19 protein-coding genes and 1 pseudogene are annotated in these 17,512 nt (G+C 62.3%); 14 read left to right on the forward strand and 6 right to left on the reverse strand.

Annotated features, from left to right (window positions below):
* Positions 1-24: 24 nt before the first annotated feature.
* Positions 25-1,374: an NAD(P)-dependent oxidoreductase gene (locus ACP146_RS11555; protein ID WP_422366908.1), complete on the reverse strand. Its 1,350-nt coding sequence runs from the start codon at positions 1,372-1,374 to the stop codon at positions 25-27.
* Between the two features lie 192 nt (positions 1,375-1,566).
* Here ACP146_RS11555 and ACP146_RS11560 point away from each other — a divergent pair, with 192 nt between their 5' ends.
* The 7 genes from ACP146_RS11560 to ACP146_RS11590 all read left to right on the forward strand — a co-directional run bounded on the left by ACP146_RS11560 (position 1,567) and on the right by ACP146_RS11590 (position 8,577).
* On the forward strand, positions 1,567-2,244 hold the full coding sequence (locus tag ACP146_RS11560; protein ID WP_422366909.1) for a TetR/AcrR family transcriptional regulator: 678 nt from the start codon (positions 1,567-1,569) through the stop codon (positions 2,242-2,244).
* Positions 2,245-2,246: 2 nt separating this feature from the next.
* On the forward strand, positions 2,247-3,182 hold the full coding sequence (locus ACP146_RS11565) for a 2-hydroxyacid dehydrogenase (protein WP_422366910.1): 936 nt from the start codon (positions 2,247-2,249) through the stop codon (positions 3,180-3,182).
* Positions 3,183-3,356: 174 nt separating this feature from the next.
* Positions 3,357-4,517 carry a D-alanyl-D-alanine carboxypeptidase family protein gene (locus ACP146_RS11570; protein ID WP_422366911.1) on the forward strand — a complete coding sequence of 387 codons (1,161 nt, stop codon included), beginning with the start codon at positions 3,357-3,359 and terminating at the stop codon, positions 4,515-4,517.
* Between the two features lie 196 nt (positions 4,518-4,713).
* The gene (locus ACP146_RS11575) at positions 4,714-5,697 is read left to right on the forward strand and encodes a Bug family tripartite tricarboxylate transporter substrate binding protein (protein WP_422366912.1); all 984 of its coding nucleotides are present in this window, start codon (positions 4,714-4,716) and stop codon (positions 5,695-5,697) included.
* A 91-nt stretch (positions 5,698-5,788) separates the two neighbouring features.
* Complete coding sequence (locus tag ACP146_RS11580; protein WP_422366913.1) at positions 5,789-6,271, forward strand: tripartite tricarboxylate transporter TctB family protein; 483 nt, start codon at positions 5,789-5,791, stop codon at positions 6,269-6,271.
* Positions 6,272-6,280: 9 nt separating this feature from the next.
* Positions 6,281-7,774 (forward strand): tripartite tricarboxylate transporter permease, encoded by a 1,494-nt coding sequence (locus tag ACP146_RS11585; protein ID WP_422366914.1) that lies wholly within the window; start codon positions 6,281-6,283, stop codon positions 7,772-7,774.
* Positions 7,775-7,800: 26 nt separating this feature from the next.
* The gene (locus ACP146_RS11590; protein ID WP_422366915.1) at positions 7,801-8,577 is read left to right on the forward strand and encodes an HpcH/HpaI aldolase family protein; all 777 of its coding nucleotides are present in this window, start codon (positions 7,801-7,803) and stop codon (positions 8,575-8,577) included.
* An 8-nt stretch (positions 8,578-8,585) separates the two neighbouring features.
* On the opposite strand, the gene ACP146_RS11595 is transcribed toward ACP146_RS11590, so the two are convergent.
* Positions 8,586-8,885, reverse strand: a complete 300-nt coding sequence (locus tag ACP146_RS11595; RefSeq protein ID WP_422366916.1) for a hypothetical protein — start codon at positions 8,883-8,885, stop codon at positions 8,586-8,588.
* 220 nt (positions 8,886-9,105) lie between these two features.
* Here ACP146_RS11595 and ACP146_RS11600 point away from each other — a divergent pair, with 220 nt between their 5' ends.
* The 3 genes and pseudogenes from ACP146_RS11600 to ACP146_RS11610 all read left to right on the forward strand — a co-directional run bounded on the left by ACP146_RS11600 (position 9,106) and on the right by ACP146_RS11610 (position 10,803).
* Positions 9,106-9,681, forward strand: coding sequence for a sugar O-acetyltransferase (locus tag ACP146_RS11600; RefSeq protein WP_422366917.1), 576 nt, complete (start codon positions 9,106-9,108; stop codon positions 9,679-9,681).
* Positions 9,671-10,302: pseudogene (locus tag ACP146_RS11605) on the forward strand (DUF7002 family protein). Before ACP146_RS11600 ends, ACP146_RS11605 begins: the two are co-directional and overlap by 11 nt.
* Positions 10,303-10,353: 51 nt before the next feature.
* Positions 10,354-10,803: a GFA family protein gene (locus ACP146_RS11610; protein ID WP_422366918.1), complete on the forward strand. Its 450-nt coding sequence runs from the start codon at positions 10,354-10,356 to the stop codon at positions 10,801-10,803.
* Positions 10,804-10,818: 15 nt separating this feature from the next.
* Here ACP146_RS11610 and ACP146_RS11615 read toward each other — a convergent pair whose 3' ends face one another.
* Together ACP146_RS11615 and ACP146_RS11620 are read right to left on the reverse strand one after the other, a co-directional pair.
* Positions 10,819-11,259: a DUF3574 domain-containing protein gene (locus ACP146_RS11615; RefSeq protein WP_422366919.1), complete on the reverse strand. Its 441-nt coding sequence runs from the start codon at positions 11,257-11,259 to the stop codon at positions 10,819-10,821.
* A gap of 210 nt (positions 11,260-11,469) precedes the next feature.
* Positions 11,470-12,297 (reverse strand): PhzF family phenazine biosynthesis protein, encoded by an 828-nt coding sequence (locus ACP146_RS11620; RefSeq protein WP_422366920.1) that lies wholly within the window; start codon positions 12,295-12,297, stop codon positions 11,470-11,472.
* Positions 12,298-12,444: 147 nt separating this feature from the next.
* On the opposite strand from ACP146_RS11620, the gene ACP146_RS11625 reads away from it, so the two are divergent.
* The 3 genes from ACP146_RS11625 (at position 12,445) to ACP146_RS11635 (ending at position 13,906) form a co-directional block, all read left to right on the forward strand.
* Positions 12,445-12,912, forward strand: coding sequence for an Lrp/AsnC family transcriptional regulator (locus ACP146_RS11625; protein WP_422366921.1), 468 nt, complete (start codon positions 12,445-12,447; stop codon positions 12,910-12,912).
* Positions 12,913-13,036: 124 nt separating this feature from the next.
* On the forward strand, positions 13,037-13,618 hold the full coding sequence (locus tag ACP146_RS11630; RefSeq protein ID WP_422366922.1) for an alcohol dehydrogenase catalytic domain-containing protein: 582 nt from the start codon (positions 13,037-13,039) through the stop codon (positions 13,616-13,618).
* 42 nt (positions 13,619-13,660) lie between these two features.
* Entirely contained in the window at positions 13,661-13,906 is a 246-nt protein-coding gene (locus tag ACP146_RS11635; RefSeq protein ID WP_422366923.1) for a hypothetical protein, read from the forward strand.
* 16 nt (positions 13,907-13,922) lie between these two features.
* Here the strand turns inward: ACP146_RS11635 and ACP146_RS11640 are convergent, their stop codons facing one another.
* A complete protein-coding gene (locus ACP146_RS11640; protein ID WP_422366924.1) occupies positions 13,923-15,092 on the reverse strand; it encodes an MFS transporter in 1,170 nt (389 codons plus the stop codon).
* Between the two features lie 79 nt (positions 15,093-15,171).
* Entirely contained in the window at positions 15,172-16,761 is a 1,590-nt protein-coding gene (locus ACP146_RS11645; protein ID WP_422366925.1) for a gamma-glutamyltransferase family protein, read from the reverse strand.
* Between the two features lie 76 nt (positions 16,762-16,837).
* Between ACP146_RS11645 and ACP146_RS11650 the strand changes: the two genes are divergently transcribed.
* Positions 16,838-17,500 carry an RraA family protein gene (locus ACP146_RS11650; RefSeq protein ID WP_422366926.1) on the forward strand — a complete coding sequence of 221 codons (663 nt, stop codon included), beginning with the start codon at positions 16,838-16,840 and terminating at the stop codon, positions 17,498-17,500.
* Positions 17,501-17,512 lie beyond the last annotated feature (12 nt).

Raw genomic sequence — 17,512 nt, forward strand, 5'->3', positions numbered from 1 at the left:
CCGAGTTCTTTCGCTCTGCGTCTTCTAGCCGCGCAGATAGCGGTTGATGGATTCTGCCGCCAGCTTGCCGTCCTGGACCGCGGCGACGGTCAGGTCCTCGCTGACGGACACACAGTCGCCGCCGGCCCAGACGTCAGGCAACGAAGACTGTCGTTCGTCGTTCACGGCAATGCAGGCGCAGTCCATCTCCAACAATTCCGATCCGCCATTCGCTTGCGGCAACGGCAGCATGGTCTGGCCGATGGCCTTGAAGACCATATCGGCAGCTATGCTGAAAGCATCCCCTGTGCCCGAGAGGCGTCCATTGCCGTCGAGTTGGGTGTATTCGAAGACGACATCTGTGATTCGGCCGCGCGCCCCCCGCAACTCCCGCGGCTGCGCCCAGTGCTTGATCTTCACGCCGTTGACCTGGGCGAACTCCTGTTCGTGACCGGTCGCCGACATGGCATCCGCGCCGCGCCGGTAGACCAGAGTGACATCCTCCGCGCCGAGACGTTTGGTCTGCACGGCGATATCTATGGCCGTGTTGCCGCCGCCGATAACCACCACCTTGCGCCCGACCGGCAGGGACTTCAGGTCGTCGCTCTGCCGCAGTTCGGCGATAAAGTCGACGGCGTTATAGACACCGTCCAGGTCTTCGCCTTCCAGCCCCAGGGCGCGCACACCGCCCTGCCCCATACCCAGAAAGACCGCATCATAGTCGCGGCGCAGATCGGCCAGAGAGAAGTTCTGGCCGAGTGCCTGATCGTTGCGGATCTCGATGCCGCCGATCTCCAGGATGAAGTCGACCTCCCGCCGGGCGAACTCGTCCGGCACCTTGTAAGCCGCGATGCCGTATTCGTTAAGGCCGCCGGCCTTGGGCTTGGCTTCCAGCACCACGACATCATGCCCATGCATGGCGAGACGATGGGCGCAGGAAAGCCCCGCCGGGCCCGCGCCGACGACAGCGATTTTCTTGCCGCTGGCTTCGGCACGGTTGAAGGGATGCACGCCCTCGTCCATCAGGGCGTCGGTTGCGTAGCGTTGCAGCAGGCCGATCTGCACCGGCTTGTGCTCTTGGGTGTTGCGCACACAGGCTTCCTGGCAGAGCACCTCGGTCGGGCAGACCCGCGCACAGGCGCCGCCCATGATGTTCTCATCCAGAATGTCCTGCGCCGCACCGCGCACATTGTCAGTGGAGATTTTGCGGATGAAGCTGGGAATGTCGATGCCCGTCGGGCAAGCCTCGATACAGGGCGCGTCGTAGCAGAAATAGCAGCGGCTCGCCTCGACCAGAGCCGCCTTGCGGTCCAGCGGCGGATGCACGTCGTCGAAATTTTCCGCATAGGCGGAATCGGGCAGACGCCCGGCCGCGATGTCCGGTTGGTTATCCATCCTGATCTCCCCGATCATATGACTGCTTACGCTCTTTCGGCGCCTTGCTTATTCGTCGTATAAGACTGTAGCCTTACCTTGACCAAGCGGTCAAATAATTTTGACCAACTGGTCAGGTTTTGCCAGTTGGTCAGGTTCCGAAAGACAGATGCCTCGGCGCAAAGACGAGCCGACAGAAGGTGATGCAGGTTCATGTCCGAAACCGCAGCAAAAGAAGGCCCCGCTAGAGAGGCCGAGAAAGAGGAAACGGGTCCGGGGCACATTCGCCAGCGCAACAGGACGCTCATCCTGACGGCGGCGGAGGAGATTTTCGCCGAGCAGGGGTATCGCGGTGCAACGACAGCCGCTATCGCCGAGCGTGCCGGTCTGCCGAAAGCCAACGTCCACTATTACTTCGGCACCAAGGAAGCGCTCTACCGGGCGGTGCTCGACGACATTCTGACTCTTTGGCTTGGCGAGCTCGACCGTCTCACCGAAGACAGCAATCCCGCGGATGCCCTGGCCGACTACATCCGCGCCAAGATCGTCCACTCCCGCGAGCGCCCCCTCGCCTCCCGCGTCTATGCCAACGAGATGATCCGCGGCGCCAAGCACACCCGCGATTTCCTGAAACAGGACCTGAAGAGCCTAGTGAAGACCAAGTCCCGAGTTCTGGAAAGCTGGGTGGCCCAGGGCAAGATGGAGCCGGTTGATCCTGTGCACCTGTTCTCTATCATCTGGGCGGCAACGCAGCACTATGCCGACTTTGAAGTCCAGGTCAGCGCCCTGGTCGGCCGCCGCCAGATGACGGCCAAGGACTATGACGAGGCGGCGGAGACCATAGTGCGTATGGTTCTGCGTGGCTGCGGCCTCAACTATGGGAAGGGCTGAAAATGACCGGTCGCTTGGTCGTTAAAGTCGGCGCCAGCCGGGCGGAATGGTGGCGTGAAACTCTGCAGAGTCTGCTCCCGGAATTCGAGTGCCGGGACTGGGACGATGCCGGCGACAAGGCCACGGTCGACTACGCCGTGGTCTGGAGACCGCCGGCCGGCGGCCTAAAGACCTTTCCGAACCTGAAGTGCATTGTCTCCATGGGTGCAGGCATCGATCATGTGCTGGTCGATCCGGAACTGCCCAAGCATCTGCCGATCATCCGCACCGTCGGCGACGACCTGCGCCAGCGCATGCGCGAGTACGTGGCGCTGCATGTGCTGCGTTTTCACCGTCGCCTGCCGGACATCATGGCGGCGCAGCAGCGCAAGGAATGGGATCAGGTCATCACGCCCCCGGCGCCGGAGCGCCGCGTTGCCGTGCTCGGCCTCGGCAACATGGGGGCCGAGGTGGCGCACACCCTGGCCGGTCTGGGGTTCGACGTGCACGGCTGGTCACGCAGCCCCAAGACGCTGGAGGGCATCACATGCCATCACGGCGATGCCGGTCTGTCTGAGCTGCTGCCTCTGTCCGAGATTCTGGTCTGCCTGCTTCCCCTTACCCCGGCGACGACAGGAATTCTTAGTAAGGATCTCTTCGCGCAATTGCCCGAGGGCGCCTGCGTGATCAATGTCGGGCGCGGCGGACACTTGGTCGAGGAAGACCTGATCCCGGCCCTGGACAGCGGCCATCTGGGCGGTGCGACGCTGGACGTGCTGCATGAAGAACCGGCGCCGGAGGGCCATCCCTTCTGGACCCATCCGAAAATCCTGCTCACGCCACACATCGCCAGCCTCATCGATCCGGAGGCCGGCGCCAAGGTGATCGCCGAGAACATCCGCCGCTTCGATGCCGGCGAAGAGGTTCCGGCCCTGGTCGATCTCGCCCAGGGCTACTAAGCGTCTCTGACAGCTGGACAAAATAGGTAAGTCCAAGGTGAACCTTCCCGTTGATCCGACGACGTACTATCTTAGTGACGTTGGAGACAGGGTCGGATCGGGGAAAGCGTGCGGGGATTCCGGGTATTTGCATTGACTGTTGCCGCCATGCCCTTGGTTTTGTTGACCTTGGGAATGCCGGCGGCTGCGCAGGCGGAAACGCCGAAAGGCGCTTCGCTGGTTATCGAGGCAGCAAGCGGTGAAGTGATTTCCGCTGAAAACGCCACCCATCCCTGGCATCCGGCCTCTCTCACCAAGATGATGACCGCCTATATGGTCTTCGACGCCCTGGCCGACGGGCGGCTCAAGCTCGACCAGAAGGTTCCGGTTTCCAGACATGCGGCAGCCCAACCGCCGACCAAGCTGGGCCTGGGGCGCGGCAAGGAAGTTCCGGTCAAGGTGTTACTGGAGGCCCTCATCGTGCGCTCGGCCAACGATGCCGCGGTGGTGCTGGCCGAAGCGGTCGCTGGGGACGAAACCGTCTTCGCCGCGGCAATGACCCGCAAGGCCCGGGCGCTGGGCATGTACGCCAGCCGCTTCATGAATGCATCGGGCCTGCCCGACCCCGACCAGGTGGTCACCGCGCGCGACATGGCGATCCTCGCCCGCGCCCTGATGAACGACTTCCCGGAGCGCTTCGCCCTCTTCGGTAAGACCCAGTTCGTCCTCGGTGGCCGTGTAAGGCCGACGACAAACGGCTGGATGGCCGGCTACAGCGGCGCGGATGGCATGAAAACCGGCTTCACCTGCGGGTCCGGCTACAACCTTGTCGGCACGGTAGAGCGTGATGGCCGCCGCCTCATCGCCGTCGTCCTCGGCGGCAAGACCAGCGGTGCCCGCAATGCGCGCATGACCAGGTTGATGAACGCGGCTTTTGCCGAACCCGTAACGCCCACGGAATCCAGCTTGCAGATGCGCGCTCTGCCGAAGGTCGCCAATGCGACCGCTCCCTATGTGCTGCCCGCCGGACAATGCGCCGTGGCCCCTGCGGTCGGCACCGCCGCAACCGACCGCAAGCTGCCGGGCTGGGGGCTCGTTCTCGGCTCCTTCGCCAGCAAGGCTGAGGCACAGGCGGTCATCAAGGGCCACCAGAAGTCCTTGACGGATGTCACCAAGCGGGGCCGAGCGGCGGTGGTGGCGAAGCTGCGCCATGACCCGCAACTCTACACCGCTCTGTTGGTCGACCTGGACCAGCAAGCCGCGGGCCAGGCCTGCAAGCATCTCTGGTCGCTCGGCAGCTACTGCCTCACCGTGCCGCCCAAGCTGCTGAACAATCCGGACACCCTTTGGCGTTAGCTGCCGCGCCAAACATTTCGTAACATTGCCAAAGTGATGGCACCTCTTTAGCATCCATGGCGAGGGCCTCAGGCGCACGGCGGAAAACACAAGAACCGTTCCTGTTCGGTCCCCCCTTGTTCCAAAAAAGTGTTCATCTCAGAACCCGAAACCCGAGGCAAAGCCTCGGCTCTTCATCTCAAGCGGGAGGAAAACCATGCGGATGTTTCGTACCAGCGGTGTGATTGCGGCAACGGCGGCGGCGGTCTTGCTTTCAACCGGCGCGGCCATGGCGGCCTGCGACTGGAAGCCCGAGCGGCCGGTCAGCTATGTCGTGCCCTGGGGCGCCGGCGGCGGCACCGACGCCAACTCGCGCATGCTAGCCAGCATGCTGGAGAAACACTTCGGCGTGCCCTTCAACGTCGTCAACCGCACCGGCGGTAACGGCGTGGTCGGCCACAGCGCCATCGCCAATGCGGAGCCCGACGGCTACACCATCGGCGCGGCGACGGTGGAGATCACCACCATGCATCACGCCGGCCTCACCGAACTGAACCACACGGACATCACGCCGATCGCCCTGGTCGACATCGTGCCGTCCAGCGTCCTGGTCGCCAAGGATTCCAAGTTCAACAGCCTCAACGACCTCATCACCTATGCCAAGGCCAATCCCGGAGAGTTGACCGGCTCCGGCACCGCCCAGGGCGGCATCTGGCACCTGGCCCTGGCCGGGATGCTGCAGTCCGAAGGCCTGGACCCTGCCGCCATCCGTTGGGTGCCCTCCAACGGCGCGGCAGCGGCCATGCAGGAACTAGTTGCCGGTGGCGTCGACGTCGCCACCCCTGCCCTTTCCGAGGGCAAGGCCCTGGTCGAGTCGGGCGAGTTGAAGGCGCTGGCCTACATGCATGACGAGCGTATGTCCGCCCTGCCCGACGTTCCGACGACCAAGGAACTCTTGCCGTCGAAGTGGACTCTTGCGGCCTTCATCACCGTTAGCGGCCCCAAGGGCCTGCCGGAGGAGATTGCCTGCAGCTATGAAAAGGCCGCCTTGGAGGCCTTCGGGCAGCAGGATTGGGCCGACTTCAAGGCCTCCCGCGGCGCAGAGGTCGTCATGATGGGCAGCGAGGATCTCGCCTCCATGATGCAGGTGACCTCGGACAACCTGGGCGCCACCATGAAGGCCATCGGCCTCGCTCAGTAACGCATAGCCTTGCACGGCGGTCCCGTTGTCGGCGGGGCCGCCGTTCTCTCCCCAGCGGCCGGACGCGAGCCGGCGGCGCGAGGAACTCTCAATGAAACTCGGCGATCTTCCGCTCGGGCTTCTGGCTTGCCTGTTCGGTTTGGCGGTCATCTTCGAAGCTGCACGTTTTCCGGTCATGGCGGGTATGGCCTACGGACCGGAGTTCTTTCCGACCATCATCGGTGCGGGCTTTTGCATTTGCGGGCTGTTTCTGGTCAGCGGTGATCTGCGCTCCCGCCTGACCGGCAATCGCCCGGCGCTGTTTGCTTTGGAACCCGCATTGCACAGCGGCAAGGCGCTTCTGCGGGCTTTTGCGGTACTCATCTCCGTGGTGCTCTTTGTCCTGCTGGTCAAGCCGCTTGGCTTCCTGCTGACCCTAAGCTTGTTAATGCTTTTCTTGTTGCGCAGTCTCGCCGCCGGCTGGCGTGTCAGTCTCGCTCTTGCCGTCTTGCTGCCTTTCGCGCTGCATCTTTGCTTCACCGGATTGCTGCGGGTGCCCCTGCCCCGCGGTGTCATCGAATCCCTGTTGTTTTAGACCGATACGATGCCGGAGACGCTTGCCACCGCCCTTGCTTCTGTCCTCACTCTTGAAGTCCTGCTGACCATCTTTCTGTCGGCGCTCTACGGGCTCTTTGTCGGCTCGATACCCGGCCTGACCGCGACCATGTCGGTGGCTCTGCTGGTGCCCATCACGTTTTTCCTGGACCCGGTACCCGCGGTGGCGGCGATCGTCACCACCACGGCCACTGCCATCTTTGCCGGTGACATACCCGGCGCCCTGCTGCGCATCCCAGGTACTCCGGCGTCTGCGGCCTACGTGGATGAGGCCTTTGCGCTGACGCAGAAGGGAGAAAGCGAAAAGGGCCTTGGCACCAGTTTGGTGACAGCCGTTATCGGCGGCGTCATCGGCGTGTTGCTGCTGACCCTGTTTGCCAGTCAGCTCGCCAGCATCGCCGTCCGGTTTTCATCCATGGAATACTTCTGGCTCGGGTGCCTGGGTCTCAGTGCTGCGGTCGCGGTGGCCGGCAAATCGGTCTTGCGTTCCGCCCTCTCCCTGCTGATCGGCCTGATGATCTCCACCGTCGGCATCGACATCGCCACCGGCCATCCGCGCTTTACCTTCGGCGCCATCGACCTGCTGGACGGGGTTTCCTTCATCCCGGCGATGATCGGCATGTTCGCGCTCAGCCAGGTACTGCGTACCGTGACCACGGATCTGCAGACGGAGACGGTCATCACCAAGATCGGCTCCTTGTCGCGTTTCATGGTCGCGACGGTGCGGCGTTTCTGGCTGAACATTCTGCGCTCCAGCCTGCTCGGCAACGTACTGGGCGCCCTCCCCGGCGCCGGCGCCGACATTGCCGCCTGGATCTGTTACAGCCTTTCCAAACGTTTCTCCAAGACACCGGAGAAGTTCGGTAAGGGTTATGAAGAAGGCGTTGCCGATGCCGGCGCAGCCAACAACTCAGCGGTGGCCGGCGCCTGGGTTCCGGCGCTGGTGTTCGGCATTCCCGGCGATTCCGTGACCGCCATCGGCATCGGCGTTCTGATGCTGAAAGGCATCACCCCCAGCCCCCGCGTGTTCCAGACCGATGGCGATCTGGTCTACGCCATCTTCTTCGCCTTCATCATCGCCAACCTCATCATGCTGCCCTTCGGCATGCTTGCGATCCGCTCGGCCCGTCGTGTGCTGGCAATCCCCAAGCGTGTTCTGATGCCTTTGATCCTGGCCTTCAGCATTCTCGGCGCCTATGCCGTCGACAATACGACCTTCTCCATCTGGATTATGTTGGTTCTTGGCCTGCTGGCCTATTTCATGGAGAGCAACGACATCCCCATCGCCCCGGCGATTCTCGGGATCGTCCTCGGCAAGGTGATCGAAAAGAATTTCCTGATCACCATGATCAAGACCCAGGGCGACCTTCTTGGGTTTTTTGAGCGCCCCATCGCCGCCGGTCTCGGCGTGGCGACGATTGCCCTTTGGCTCTATCTCTGTTTCAGTCCGCTGCTTCGGAAATGGCACGGAAAAGCATCATAAAAACAACGTTAAAGAGGGAATGTCTCATGAACAATCTGAAGAAGCGTGTGCTGGAGAAAGCCCCCACATATGGCGCCTGGTTGCAGTTTGCCTCGGCCAACGTCGCAGAGGCCGTGGCCGCCTCCGGCATACCCCTGGTCCTGATCGACAACGAACATGCCGGCGCCTCGCTTGAAACCACCCTGGCCATGATGCGCGCGGCGGAAGCAAACGGCGGTGAAGTCATCATCCGCGTTCCTTCCAGCGATCCGATCTATCTGAAACGAATCATGGAGCTTGGGCCCAGCGGCCTTCTTGTGCCGCAGGTCGACACGGCGGAGGAAGCTGCTGCCGCAGTTTCTGCCTGCCTCTATCCGCCGCACGGCCGCCGCGGCTTTGCCCGCTTGGTGCGCGCTTCGCGATACGGCCAGGTTGCCGACTACGCCAAGGAGACCCACAAGGATTTTACCCTCATGGTGCAGATCGAGACCGGAGAGGCGGTTGCCAATGCGGAAGCGATCGCCTCCGTCGACGGTGTCGATATGCTGTTCATCGGCCCCTATGACCTCTCCGGCGCCATCGACGAGTTGGGCGCGACCGGCAGCCCGGTGGTCCAGGACGCCATTGCCAGAGTCGAAGCGGTGGCAAAGGCGACAAACACGGCCCTGGGGACGGTCCCGAGGGCAAATGCCGACGCGAAGGCGCTCTTCGAGATGGGCTATACGCTGGTCATGGGCATATCCGATACCGGCGCGCTGCGTGCCGGACTTGCCGGAGAACTGGCATCAATTCCGGACTCTGCCCGTCTGATCAAAGCCGACTGAGCGAAGCGTCAGCGTTTACTGGCCTGTTCTTCAGGGCGCTGATAAGCCGGATGGCTTTGGCAGTTGCCCTTCGCGTCACACTCGATCCAGGAGCCGTTGGCTTTGGCACAGCCGTAGCCGCCGAACCCGTAAACCCCGTAAGAGGAATCGCCTTCGCCTTGACAGTTCACCTCGACCTGCACCCGCGTAACCGTTAGCTTTTTCGCTCCGGCGATAGGCACAAGCGACTCGGCTGCCATGGCAGGGGCAACGGTGCATACGGCCAAGGCGACAGAGGCGGCGAACAACAGATTTCGATGGACGCTCATTTTGGCATTCTCCGATTTGTCGCGGCTGCGAATCTGATCCCGGCGACCGCCAAGGCCCGAAGCACTACGGTAAATGTTTACAGGTCCGGCGTTTCAGCCTTTGCTCACGACACCGGGGTTCTGGTTTCATTTGTCCCGGAAAGGCGACTGTACGGTTTCAGGCTGCCTCAGGCCCAGGTCCGTCCGGTTAGGTGGCGGGCCGATTGGAAGGTTACGTTTGATGAGTATGACGGAAAGAGAGAAGGCCCTGGCGGGGCTGCCCTACAACATTCTCGATGAGGAACTGCTGGGTATCCGGGCAGGTGTCCGCCAGGCGCTTCATGTCCACAACCACTCTGTTCCCCTGGATGAGGAAGGTGTCACCCCGGCCTTGCGGGAGGCACTGGGCGCTGTCGGTAAGAACGTCTTCATCGAAACACCCTTCCACTGCGCTTACGGCGTGAATCTCTTCCTGGGCGACGATGTCTATATCAACAGCGGCTGCGCGATCCTGGACTGCGGCCGGGTGGAAATCGGCGACAAGACCATGCTGGGACCGGCAGTGCAGATCTACACGGCAATCCATCCGCTCGATCCGGTGGAACGCGCCAAGGGCACGGAATCCACGGCGGCGATCACCCTCGGCCACAATGTCTGGATAGGGGGCGCCGCGGTGCTCTGTCCTGGCGTGACTATCGGTGACAACGCCGTCGTTGGCGCAGGTGCAGTGGTGGTGAAGGACGTACCGCCGAGTGTCGTTGTCGTCGGCAACCCGGCGACGGTGATCAGGAGGATCGCGGTAGACGATGACACCTGACGAACTGGCAACACGCCATCCAAGACTGTACCACGTGAGCGAGCCGGGGGCGCATGAGAGCATTCGACAGCACGGATTGCTTTCCACAAATGCTATCCTGGATCTTTTTGAGGTCGAGACGCAGGAGCGTCAGCGGCTTACGACCGCCCGAAGGGCAACGGCGGTGCCTCTCAAGCATCCCCTCTATGGCACGATGATTCTGAATGACAACTTGCCTCTAAGTGAAAAGGCGCTTGAAAACTGTCTTGATGATGGCCTCACCCCTTCCGACTGGCTGCGGACCCTGAACAGCAGGGTTTTCTTCTGGGTAGACGAGGCCGGCCTTCAACGTTTGCTGGGCGCCAAAATGAACCGGGGCGACAAAGAGAGGTTTTGGTGTTCGACACGCTTCTCGTCGCTCAGGCTCACATGGACACGCTCTGCCTTAGCCCGATCAACTCGGGCGCCACAATTCGAAAACCCGCGCGGCGTGGGCTTACCACCTTCACACCTGCAAGAGACCACAGCTATGCGCAGTGGCGCCGGCTGCGCGGTAAGTCGGACAAGATTGTCGAAGTCACTGTCGATCACGCGATACCACGTGCCAGGGAGTTCCTGGTCGACGTCCAGCTCAGATCGTAGCCTGAAGCAGTCTGTCCAAAAATGCGGCTTTAATGGTTTGGAGGAATGCTGATGAACGAGAGACTCGAAACCGGCGCCTGCTTTTGCGGTGCGATTACCGCGGAACTGCGCGGTGAACCGCTTTCGGTGGTCTACGATCACGACGATGATTGCCGCCGCGCCGTCGGTAGCCCGCTCACGATCTGGATCGGTTATCCCTCCGGGCAGGTCAGCTTTACCGGCGGCGCTCCCAAGACCTTCTCAAAGACCCCAGGCGTGGAACGCAGCTTCTGCGGTGACTGTGGAACGACCATCGCTTATCGCGATGCGGGTATCCCCGGCGAGACACACATCTGCATCGGCTTCATGGACAACCCCGAACGGTTCCCGCCACAGGGCCACGCATTCTGGCGCCTGAAGCTGCCCTGGATCGAAATGACCGACAGCCTGCCACGGATTGAGGGGACATCGCGAGAGCGGGACCCCGCGATTGGCGATCCCGTCCTCCGGAAGTGCGGCTAGCGCGCTTGCGGCGCCCTAGAACGATACGCAGTTGGCGCTGTCGACACGCATGACGCTTTCCTGGTCGAAGCGGTCTTTGTAGGCGGCGCGGATATCTTCGATCTTCGCTTCTGATTCATCCGAGGGAAAGTAGAGGATGACCAGGACGATAGAGCCTTCCTTGGCAATTTCGCCCGTGCTGTTGCGCCATTGGCCGTAACCACGCAGCACCGTGAGGCCGTCGGGAAAGCGCGGCGTCACCTCCTCGTCCAGAAAGTTGCCCCAGGCATCGTCGCTTACCGTCGAGCCGTCCTTCTGGGTCGTGCCGAAATAAAGCTCTAACCGGGCCATGGAAAGATAGTCGGTCTGGCAGGTCGGCAGCGCAACCTGCGCGGCGGTCGGACCAGAGGCGCCAACCAGGCCGCCGGCAACAACAGCCGCCAGCAGCGCGGCGGCGAAAAGGCGCGAGAATGTCATCGAAGCTGTCTCCCAAGATACCCGGATAACCTAGATCGGATCATGTTTTGACGGAACCACTTTGTGGTTGCGCCAAAACATGTGAATCCGATCGACATCAAACAGGTAGAGCAGATTCACCGGGTTGATGGATCGCTTTCAGCGATTCATCAAACCCGGATCTGCTCTAAGAGCCAACTATAGACCGATCCCGCGCCGCGGGTCCAAGAACTACATCAGCCGCGCGGTGCCGGAGACCCGGATCGAGCTGCCCGGCTCGGCCGGGATCTCGGCGGTCAGGCGCGACTTCATGCCCATGTCCTCGCCCTGGACAATTTCAATGCGGCCCCCGTGCGGCCACCCGATATCGCGCAGATAACCGGCCAGAGCGGCCGCTGCGGCGCCGGTTGCCGGGTCTTCGAGAACCCCGCCGGACGCAAAGGGATTGCGGGCGTGGAAACGCTGTTCGGTCTCCGCATAGACCAGCGCAATGGTTACCAGTCCGGCGGCATTCATCAGGCCGCGCCCGGCGTCGAGGTCATAGAACATCGCCGCCAGTCTGGCGCGATCCTTCAGGGCCAGCACCAGGTGGGTCGCTCCCCCCTCGGCAAATCCCGGCGGGATGCGTGGATCCAGGTCCTTTACGGTAAGGCCAAAAAGCGCCAGTGTCTTCTCCACGAGTTCCGCCTTCGCAGGCGCGCTTCGGGTTGGCGGCGACTGCAGGGCGGCCGCAATGGTGTTTCCGTCGCGCCGGCCTTCGACCGTGATCTCTGCGGCGTTCAGCACCAGCGGATAGACCCCGTCCCCATTCTGCAGGGCAAGCGCAGCGCCGAGCGCAATTGTGGCGTGACCACAAAAAGGCACTTCGGACTCCGGCGAGAAATAGCGCACCCGCCAACCGTCGCCTTCTCTTGCGGCAAAAGCCGTTTCGGAAAACCCGACCTCTGCGGCGATACGCTGCACTTTGGCAACCTCCGGAAGGCTCTCGCCGATCACGACGCCGGCGGGATTACCGCCATTGTCACCATCCGAAAACGCCGCAATGCGAAGGATTTCCATAAGCCTTTTCCTCTTTCCGAAACGAGCCGCCCGCCGCCTGCGCGGGCGACGCTGCAGTCACCGGACTCTAACCCCGGTCAGCCCGGCTTTACAGAAAACGACAAAGGTGATTTGCTTTCTTGATCGATGTTTTAAAGGGAAAAAGCAGTGAAATCTTTAAAAAGCAAGTCATCTACCCTCGATGACATCGACAAGAAGCTGGTTGATGCTTTGGCTGAGAACGCCCGCAGTTCCATGCGCGACCTGGCCGCGCTGGTCGGTATGTCAGCGCCCAGTGTGACCGAGCGGGTCCGCCGCCTGGAGGACGTCGGCATCATCCGCGCTTTCACTCTGGATCTTGACGCTCAAGCGCTCGGTTATGCGCTGCAGGCCATCGTCCGGGTCAAGCCTCTGCCCGGGCAGCTCAAGAGAGTGGAACGCCTGATCCAGGCGATCCCCGAGTGCATCGAATGCGACAAGGTGACCGGCGAGGATTGTTTCATTGCCCGCTTCTGCGTGCCAGAGATTGCCAGTCTGGACGGCTTGCTGGAGGGGTTGGAGGAACGCGCCGAGACGAACACCGCCATCGTGAAAACATCACCCGTGCCGCGACGCTTGCCGCCGCTGGTCCGATAGTTTCAAAGGCCCCTATTCCCACCCAAACGATTGGATGTTGCTCTCTATGCAAGCCTTGCTGCTGGAAGACAGTCTAACACTGCGTCTTCGAGACTTTGATGACCCCGTTGCAGGTCCAGGAGAAGTGGTTATCGATGTTGCGGTCGCGGGCATCGGCGGTAGTGAGTATCTGGGGTATCGCAACCCCGGACTACGCCCTCTCCCGAACATTATGGGGCATGGTATTGCAGGGGTGGCGCCGGATGGCGGCCGTGTCGCCGTGAATCCCTTGCGCAGCTGTGGGGCCTGCGCCTTCTGCAGGAGGGGGCAAGCACAACTCTGTGACTCCTGGTCTCTGATCGGTGTCCAGTCGCCGGGGGGCTTCGCCCAAAAGCTCGCGGTACCCGAAGACTCTCTCGTGGCCTTGCCCGACAGCATTACGTGGGACCAGGCCTCCTTCATCGAACCCTTTGCCAACGCCGTTAACGCCTGGGATCTCGCGCAGGCGGATCCCTCCGCGGCCATCGCGGTCCTTGGAGCGGGAAGTCTTGGCCTGGGTGTAGTGGCGAGTGCGTCAGCGGCAGGCTGCAAGATCATCCAAGTCAGCGACAATTCTGCACCCCGTCTAGCCGCAGCGGCAACGCTGGGTGCGGAGGCGATATCAAAACAGATGACCGACACCTACGACATCGTCTTCGATACGGTAGGTTCGGCGGAGTCCCGCTAAGCTGCCGCTGCGCTGACCGCGAAGGGCGGCCGCTGCATTTTCATGGGCTTCGCCACACCAACAAGCGATATTGACTTTGCAGAACTGATCCGTGGCCAGAAGCAGTTCATCGGTGCTTTCGTCTACTCTGCCACGCAATTCGAGCGTGCTATTGCGCTCGCAGGCAAAACCCAGAGCATTTGGGTGCAGAACCTGTCATTTACAGACGTCGAGCCCCTGCTAAAGCAGTATCTCGAGAACGATTTCTCGACGGTCAAAGGCGCTTTGCGCCCCAACGGACATCAGTAACCATCCGGCCCAGCTATCAGTTAAGGCGGGGTGAAGCTGCGGCCAGAAATGCCGCGATACTGAGAAGGATCAGGGCCACACCACCCGCAATGAAAGACGCACCGATGGAATAGAGTTCGGCCACGGCCGCACCGATGAAGGGGGCGACCAGCATGACCGAGACCGTCACCGCTTCGCAGGTCGAGGCGACACGGCCGATGCGCGACGGGTCTGATTCCCGTTGGATAATCGTCTTGAAGGGGACCACCACCGCCGCCGTCGCCGCGCCGAGCAGGGCAAACAGGAAAACATAGACCGTCCAAGGCAGTGACTGACCCGCCGTCGGCGCCAAACCCAGAAAAACGGCGATCGGACCGGATATCAGGTAGCCCGCCCCCATCAGGACAAAAGGCCTGCGTTCGCCGGACCATGCCCCCAGCACTAGCGAAGCTAACACGCCGCCACCGCCTGCCGCAGCTATGGCAAGGCCGAAGACGGCCTGATCATAATCCAGCGCCCGGGTCAGAAGCGGAATCAGGGAGTCGTAGAGAAACAGAAAGAAATACCCCATCGCCATGAGCAGGAGGCCGATCAGCAAAGCGGGCTTGCGGCGGAATTCGGCCAAACCCTCCCTGACGTCTGTGAAGAGTGATTTTTCGGCGGAGCGTGGCGTTGTAGAGCGCAGGCGATTCCCAAGGCCGAGCAGGATACCGGCAGCCAGGAGGGAGACGCCGGCGTTGGCCAGAAAGATATTCTGCGGCGACAGAAACAAAAGCAGCAGCCCGCCGAGTGCCGGCCCCGCCACCTTTGAGGCCTGGTTGATCGCATGACTGATGCCATTGACCGCCATAAGGTCATGGGTCGGCACCAGGATCTGAATTGCCGCCTGTTTGGCGGGGGCAAAGAAGGCATCGGCCGTGCTGCGCAGAAACACGATCACCAGCAGGATGGCGGCATCGGGGGCGAATGCGGCAGTAAAGGTCGCGAGGGCACGCCCGAGATTGCTCAACACCATCACCCGTTTCAGGTCGGTCCGGTCGATGATCGCGCCGGCCAAAGGACCGATGAGTACATAAGGCAGTGCCATGGCGGCGGCCAGCAAGGCGAAGGCCGTCGGACCCACATTCCAGGTGAAGGCCAGTAGAGCGCCGACGGCGACGAAGTCCAGCCAGTCGGCGAAGTCGGCCGGAAGCTGCGCGCCCAGCAAGCGGGATACCCCGGGATGAGCAACTGCCGATGAGAGACTTCCCGACTTCGCCATAGAGGGTTACACCTGGGTTTGTCGTCTAGGCACGTACGCCGATAGTCTCACCGCCCCCTGTGCCAATCTCGAAGGGATTTGATGTCGCCGCGCCTGCCACCGGTGAAGACTTGTCGGCCATGCCCCAGCAGTTGCCTTTGCCGTCCCGCAACACACCGGAAGGGCAGGAATAGAGTTTGGGAAAGACCATGTACTGGGCAACTTCCAGATCGAAAGTCTTTGCCAGTTCGGCCAGTGCCGCCTCCCCCATTGCCGGATCAGCCCGCACGGAGCCCCGCGCCGAGGCGTCGATGCGCGGCGTGTGGAAGGCTTCCTCAAGGCTCATCCCATAATCCAACAGCAGGGCCGTAATCTGTGCCGTACAGGGCACGATGTGGTTGGCGCCGGAGGCCCCGACGGCGAACAGCGCGTCGCCGTCGCGGGTCGCAATCGTCGGGCACATGTTGGACGAATTGATGCGCTTGCCGCCCGCCATGGAAACCGGGTTGCCGGGTCTGGGGTCGAAGTAGGCGATCGAATTGTTCATCAGGATACCGGTCTCCGGCAGGACCACGCCACTGCCGAAGCGGTTCAGCAATGTATAGGTCAAGGCCACCATGTTCCCCTCGCCGTCCACCGCCGACATGTGAGAAGTGCAGCCCGCCTGTTGATCCAAGCCGACCTTCTTCTTGTGGGTGGCAAAGGCTTCGTCGAGTCCGCGGGCATAGGCGGTCCAGGTTTCTGGTCCGACCTTTGCCCCCGGCGTCAGGTTTGCCTCGACATAGGACAGCATGTCGAGTAACCGCGGGCCGCCTGAGGCTTCGCCGGCCGTATGGATATCGGCGCCGCGGTGCCGGCCGCTGAGGGGTTCATGCTCCTCGACGGTGTAGGCCGCCAGATCCCCGGCCGTGATGCGTGAACCGCCGGCCTGCAGATCCGCAGCGATCTTCCTGGCCAAATCGCCGCGATAGAAGCTTGCCGGTCCCTCTTCCGCCAAGGTCTTCAAAGTGGCCGTCAGCGCCGGCAGAGGCCGATAGGTCTCCGGCAGCGGCGGTATGCCCTCCGGCAGATAGATGGCCGAGGCCGCCGGATCGCGGCGGATCAGATCCATGGCCAGGCCGATCTGCAAGGTCGTGTGCCAGTCGACCGACAGGCCGCGTTCGGCCAAGGCAATCGTCGGTGCGAGCACTTCAGCCCAAGTCAGTTTGCCGCAGTCGTCGAGCGCTTTGGAAAGCCCGGCCACGGCCCCAGGCAGGGTGATCGCGCCATAACCGCGCACATTCGCCTGATCTTTCACCCCGGGATAGCCCATCAGAGAATCAGGTTCCTCGGGATCGAGCGGATAATCGTTCTGATCAATTCCCTGCGGCAGAACGCCCTGGAAGTTGTAGACGCGGGCCTTCTTTTCCCGCGCCGACCAGAACAGCAGAAAGCCGCTGCCGCCCAGACCGCACATCCAGGGCTCCACCACGTTCAGCGCCATAGCGCAGGCAACCGCCGCGTCCACTGCATTGCCGCCCTTGGCCAGCATCGCCGCACCGGCTTGGGCGGCCTGCCAGTGCTGCGCCGCCACTGTGCCGTCTGTTGAGGATACCGCAGCCTTGCGGACCTGCCATTGTTCGACGTTTTCGTTCACGCGCGCTACTCTCCTGTGCTTGAGGTCGGCCCTGTACTTGAGGTGGGCGGTGCCGGGGAACCGAGGGAGATAGAGGGTGAGCTATATCATCAAAGACATGCCGCGTCAGGTCGATCCGGCGCTCGTGGAGAAGGCAGGGCGCGCCGAGACAGCCACCATCGGGCATCGCCGCCACATGGGCTTCGCCGACAAGGCCATCCAATGCGTGCTTCCCGGACGGCGTATTGCAGGCACGGCGGTGACCCTTGCGTTGCCGGGCCAGGATTCCACCTTGCTGCATCACATCATCGCGTCCCTCCGTCCCGGCGACGTGCTTGTGATCGACCGGCTCGGCGATCACAAACATGCATGCCTCGGCGGCGGCGTGGCAGCGGCGATCAAGGCCAGTGGTTGTCTGGCCGTGATCATCGACGGGCCCTGCACAGACCTGCCGGAAATCGAAGACCTGGACCTGCCGGTCTGGTGCCGCGGCGTCGCGCCGATCACAACCCGGCTCTATGACATCGGCGGCAGCTTCAACGTTCCGGTCTGCTGCGGCGGTGCAGTGGTCAATCCTGGCGATCTGATACTGGCGGATTTCAGCGGCGCCCTGGTCATGCCGACGCCGGAGGCCGAAGCCGACATAGACTGGGCGCTCGGCAAGCAGGAAGCCGAGCCCGAAGGACACAAGCGCCTCTTGGCCGGCGAGAAACTGGGCGAGCGAACCGGCGCCAGCGCCATGGTCCGTGCCAAACTCTGACTGTCTATGTGG

Origin of the sequence: Pelagibius sp. (genome assembly GCF_965249265.1) — a bacterium.
In the GTDB taxonomy this organism is placed as follows: Bacteria; Pseudomonadota; Alphaproteobacteria; order Kiloniellales; family Kiloniellaceae; genus Pelagibius.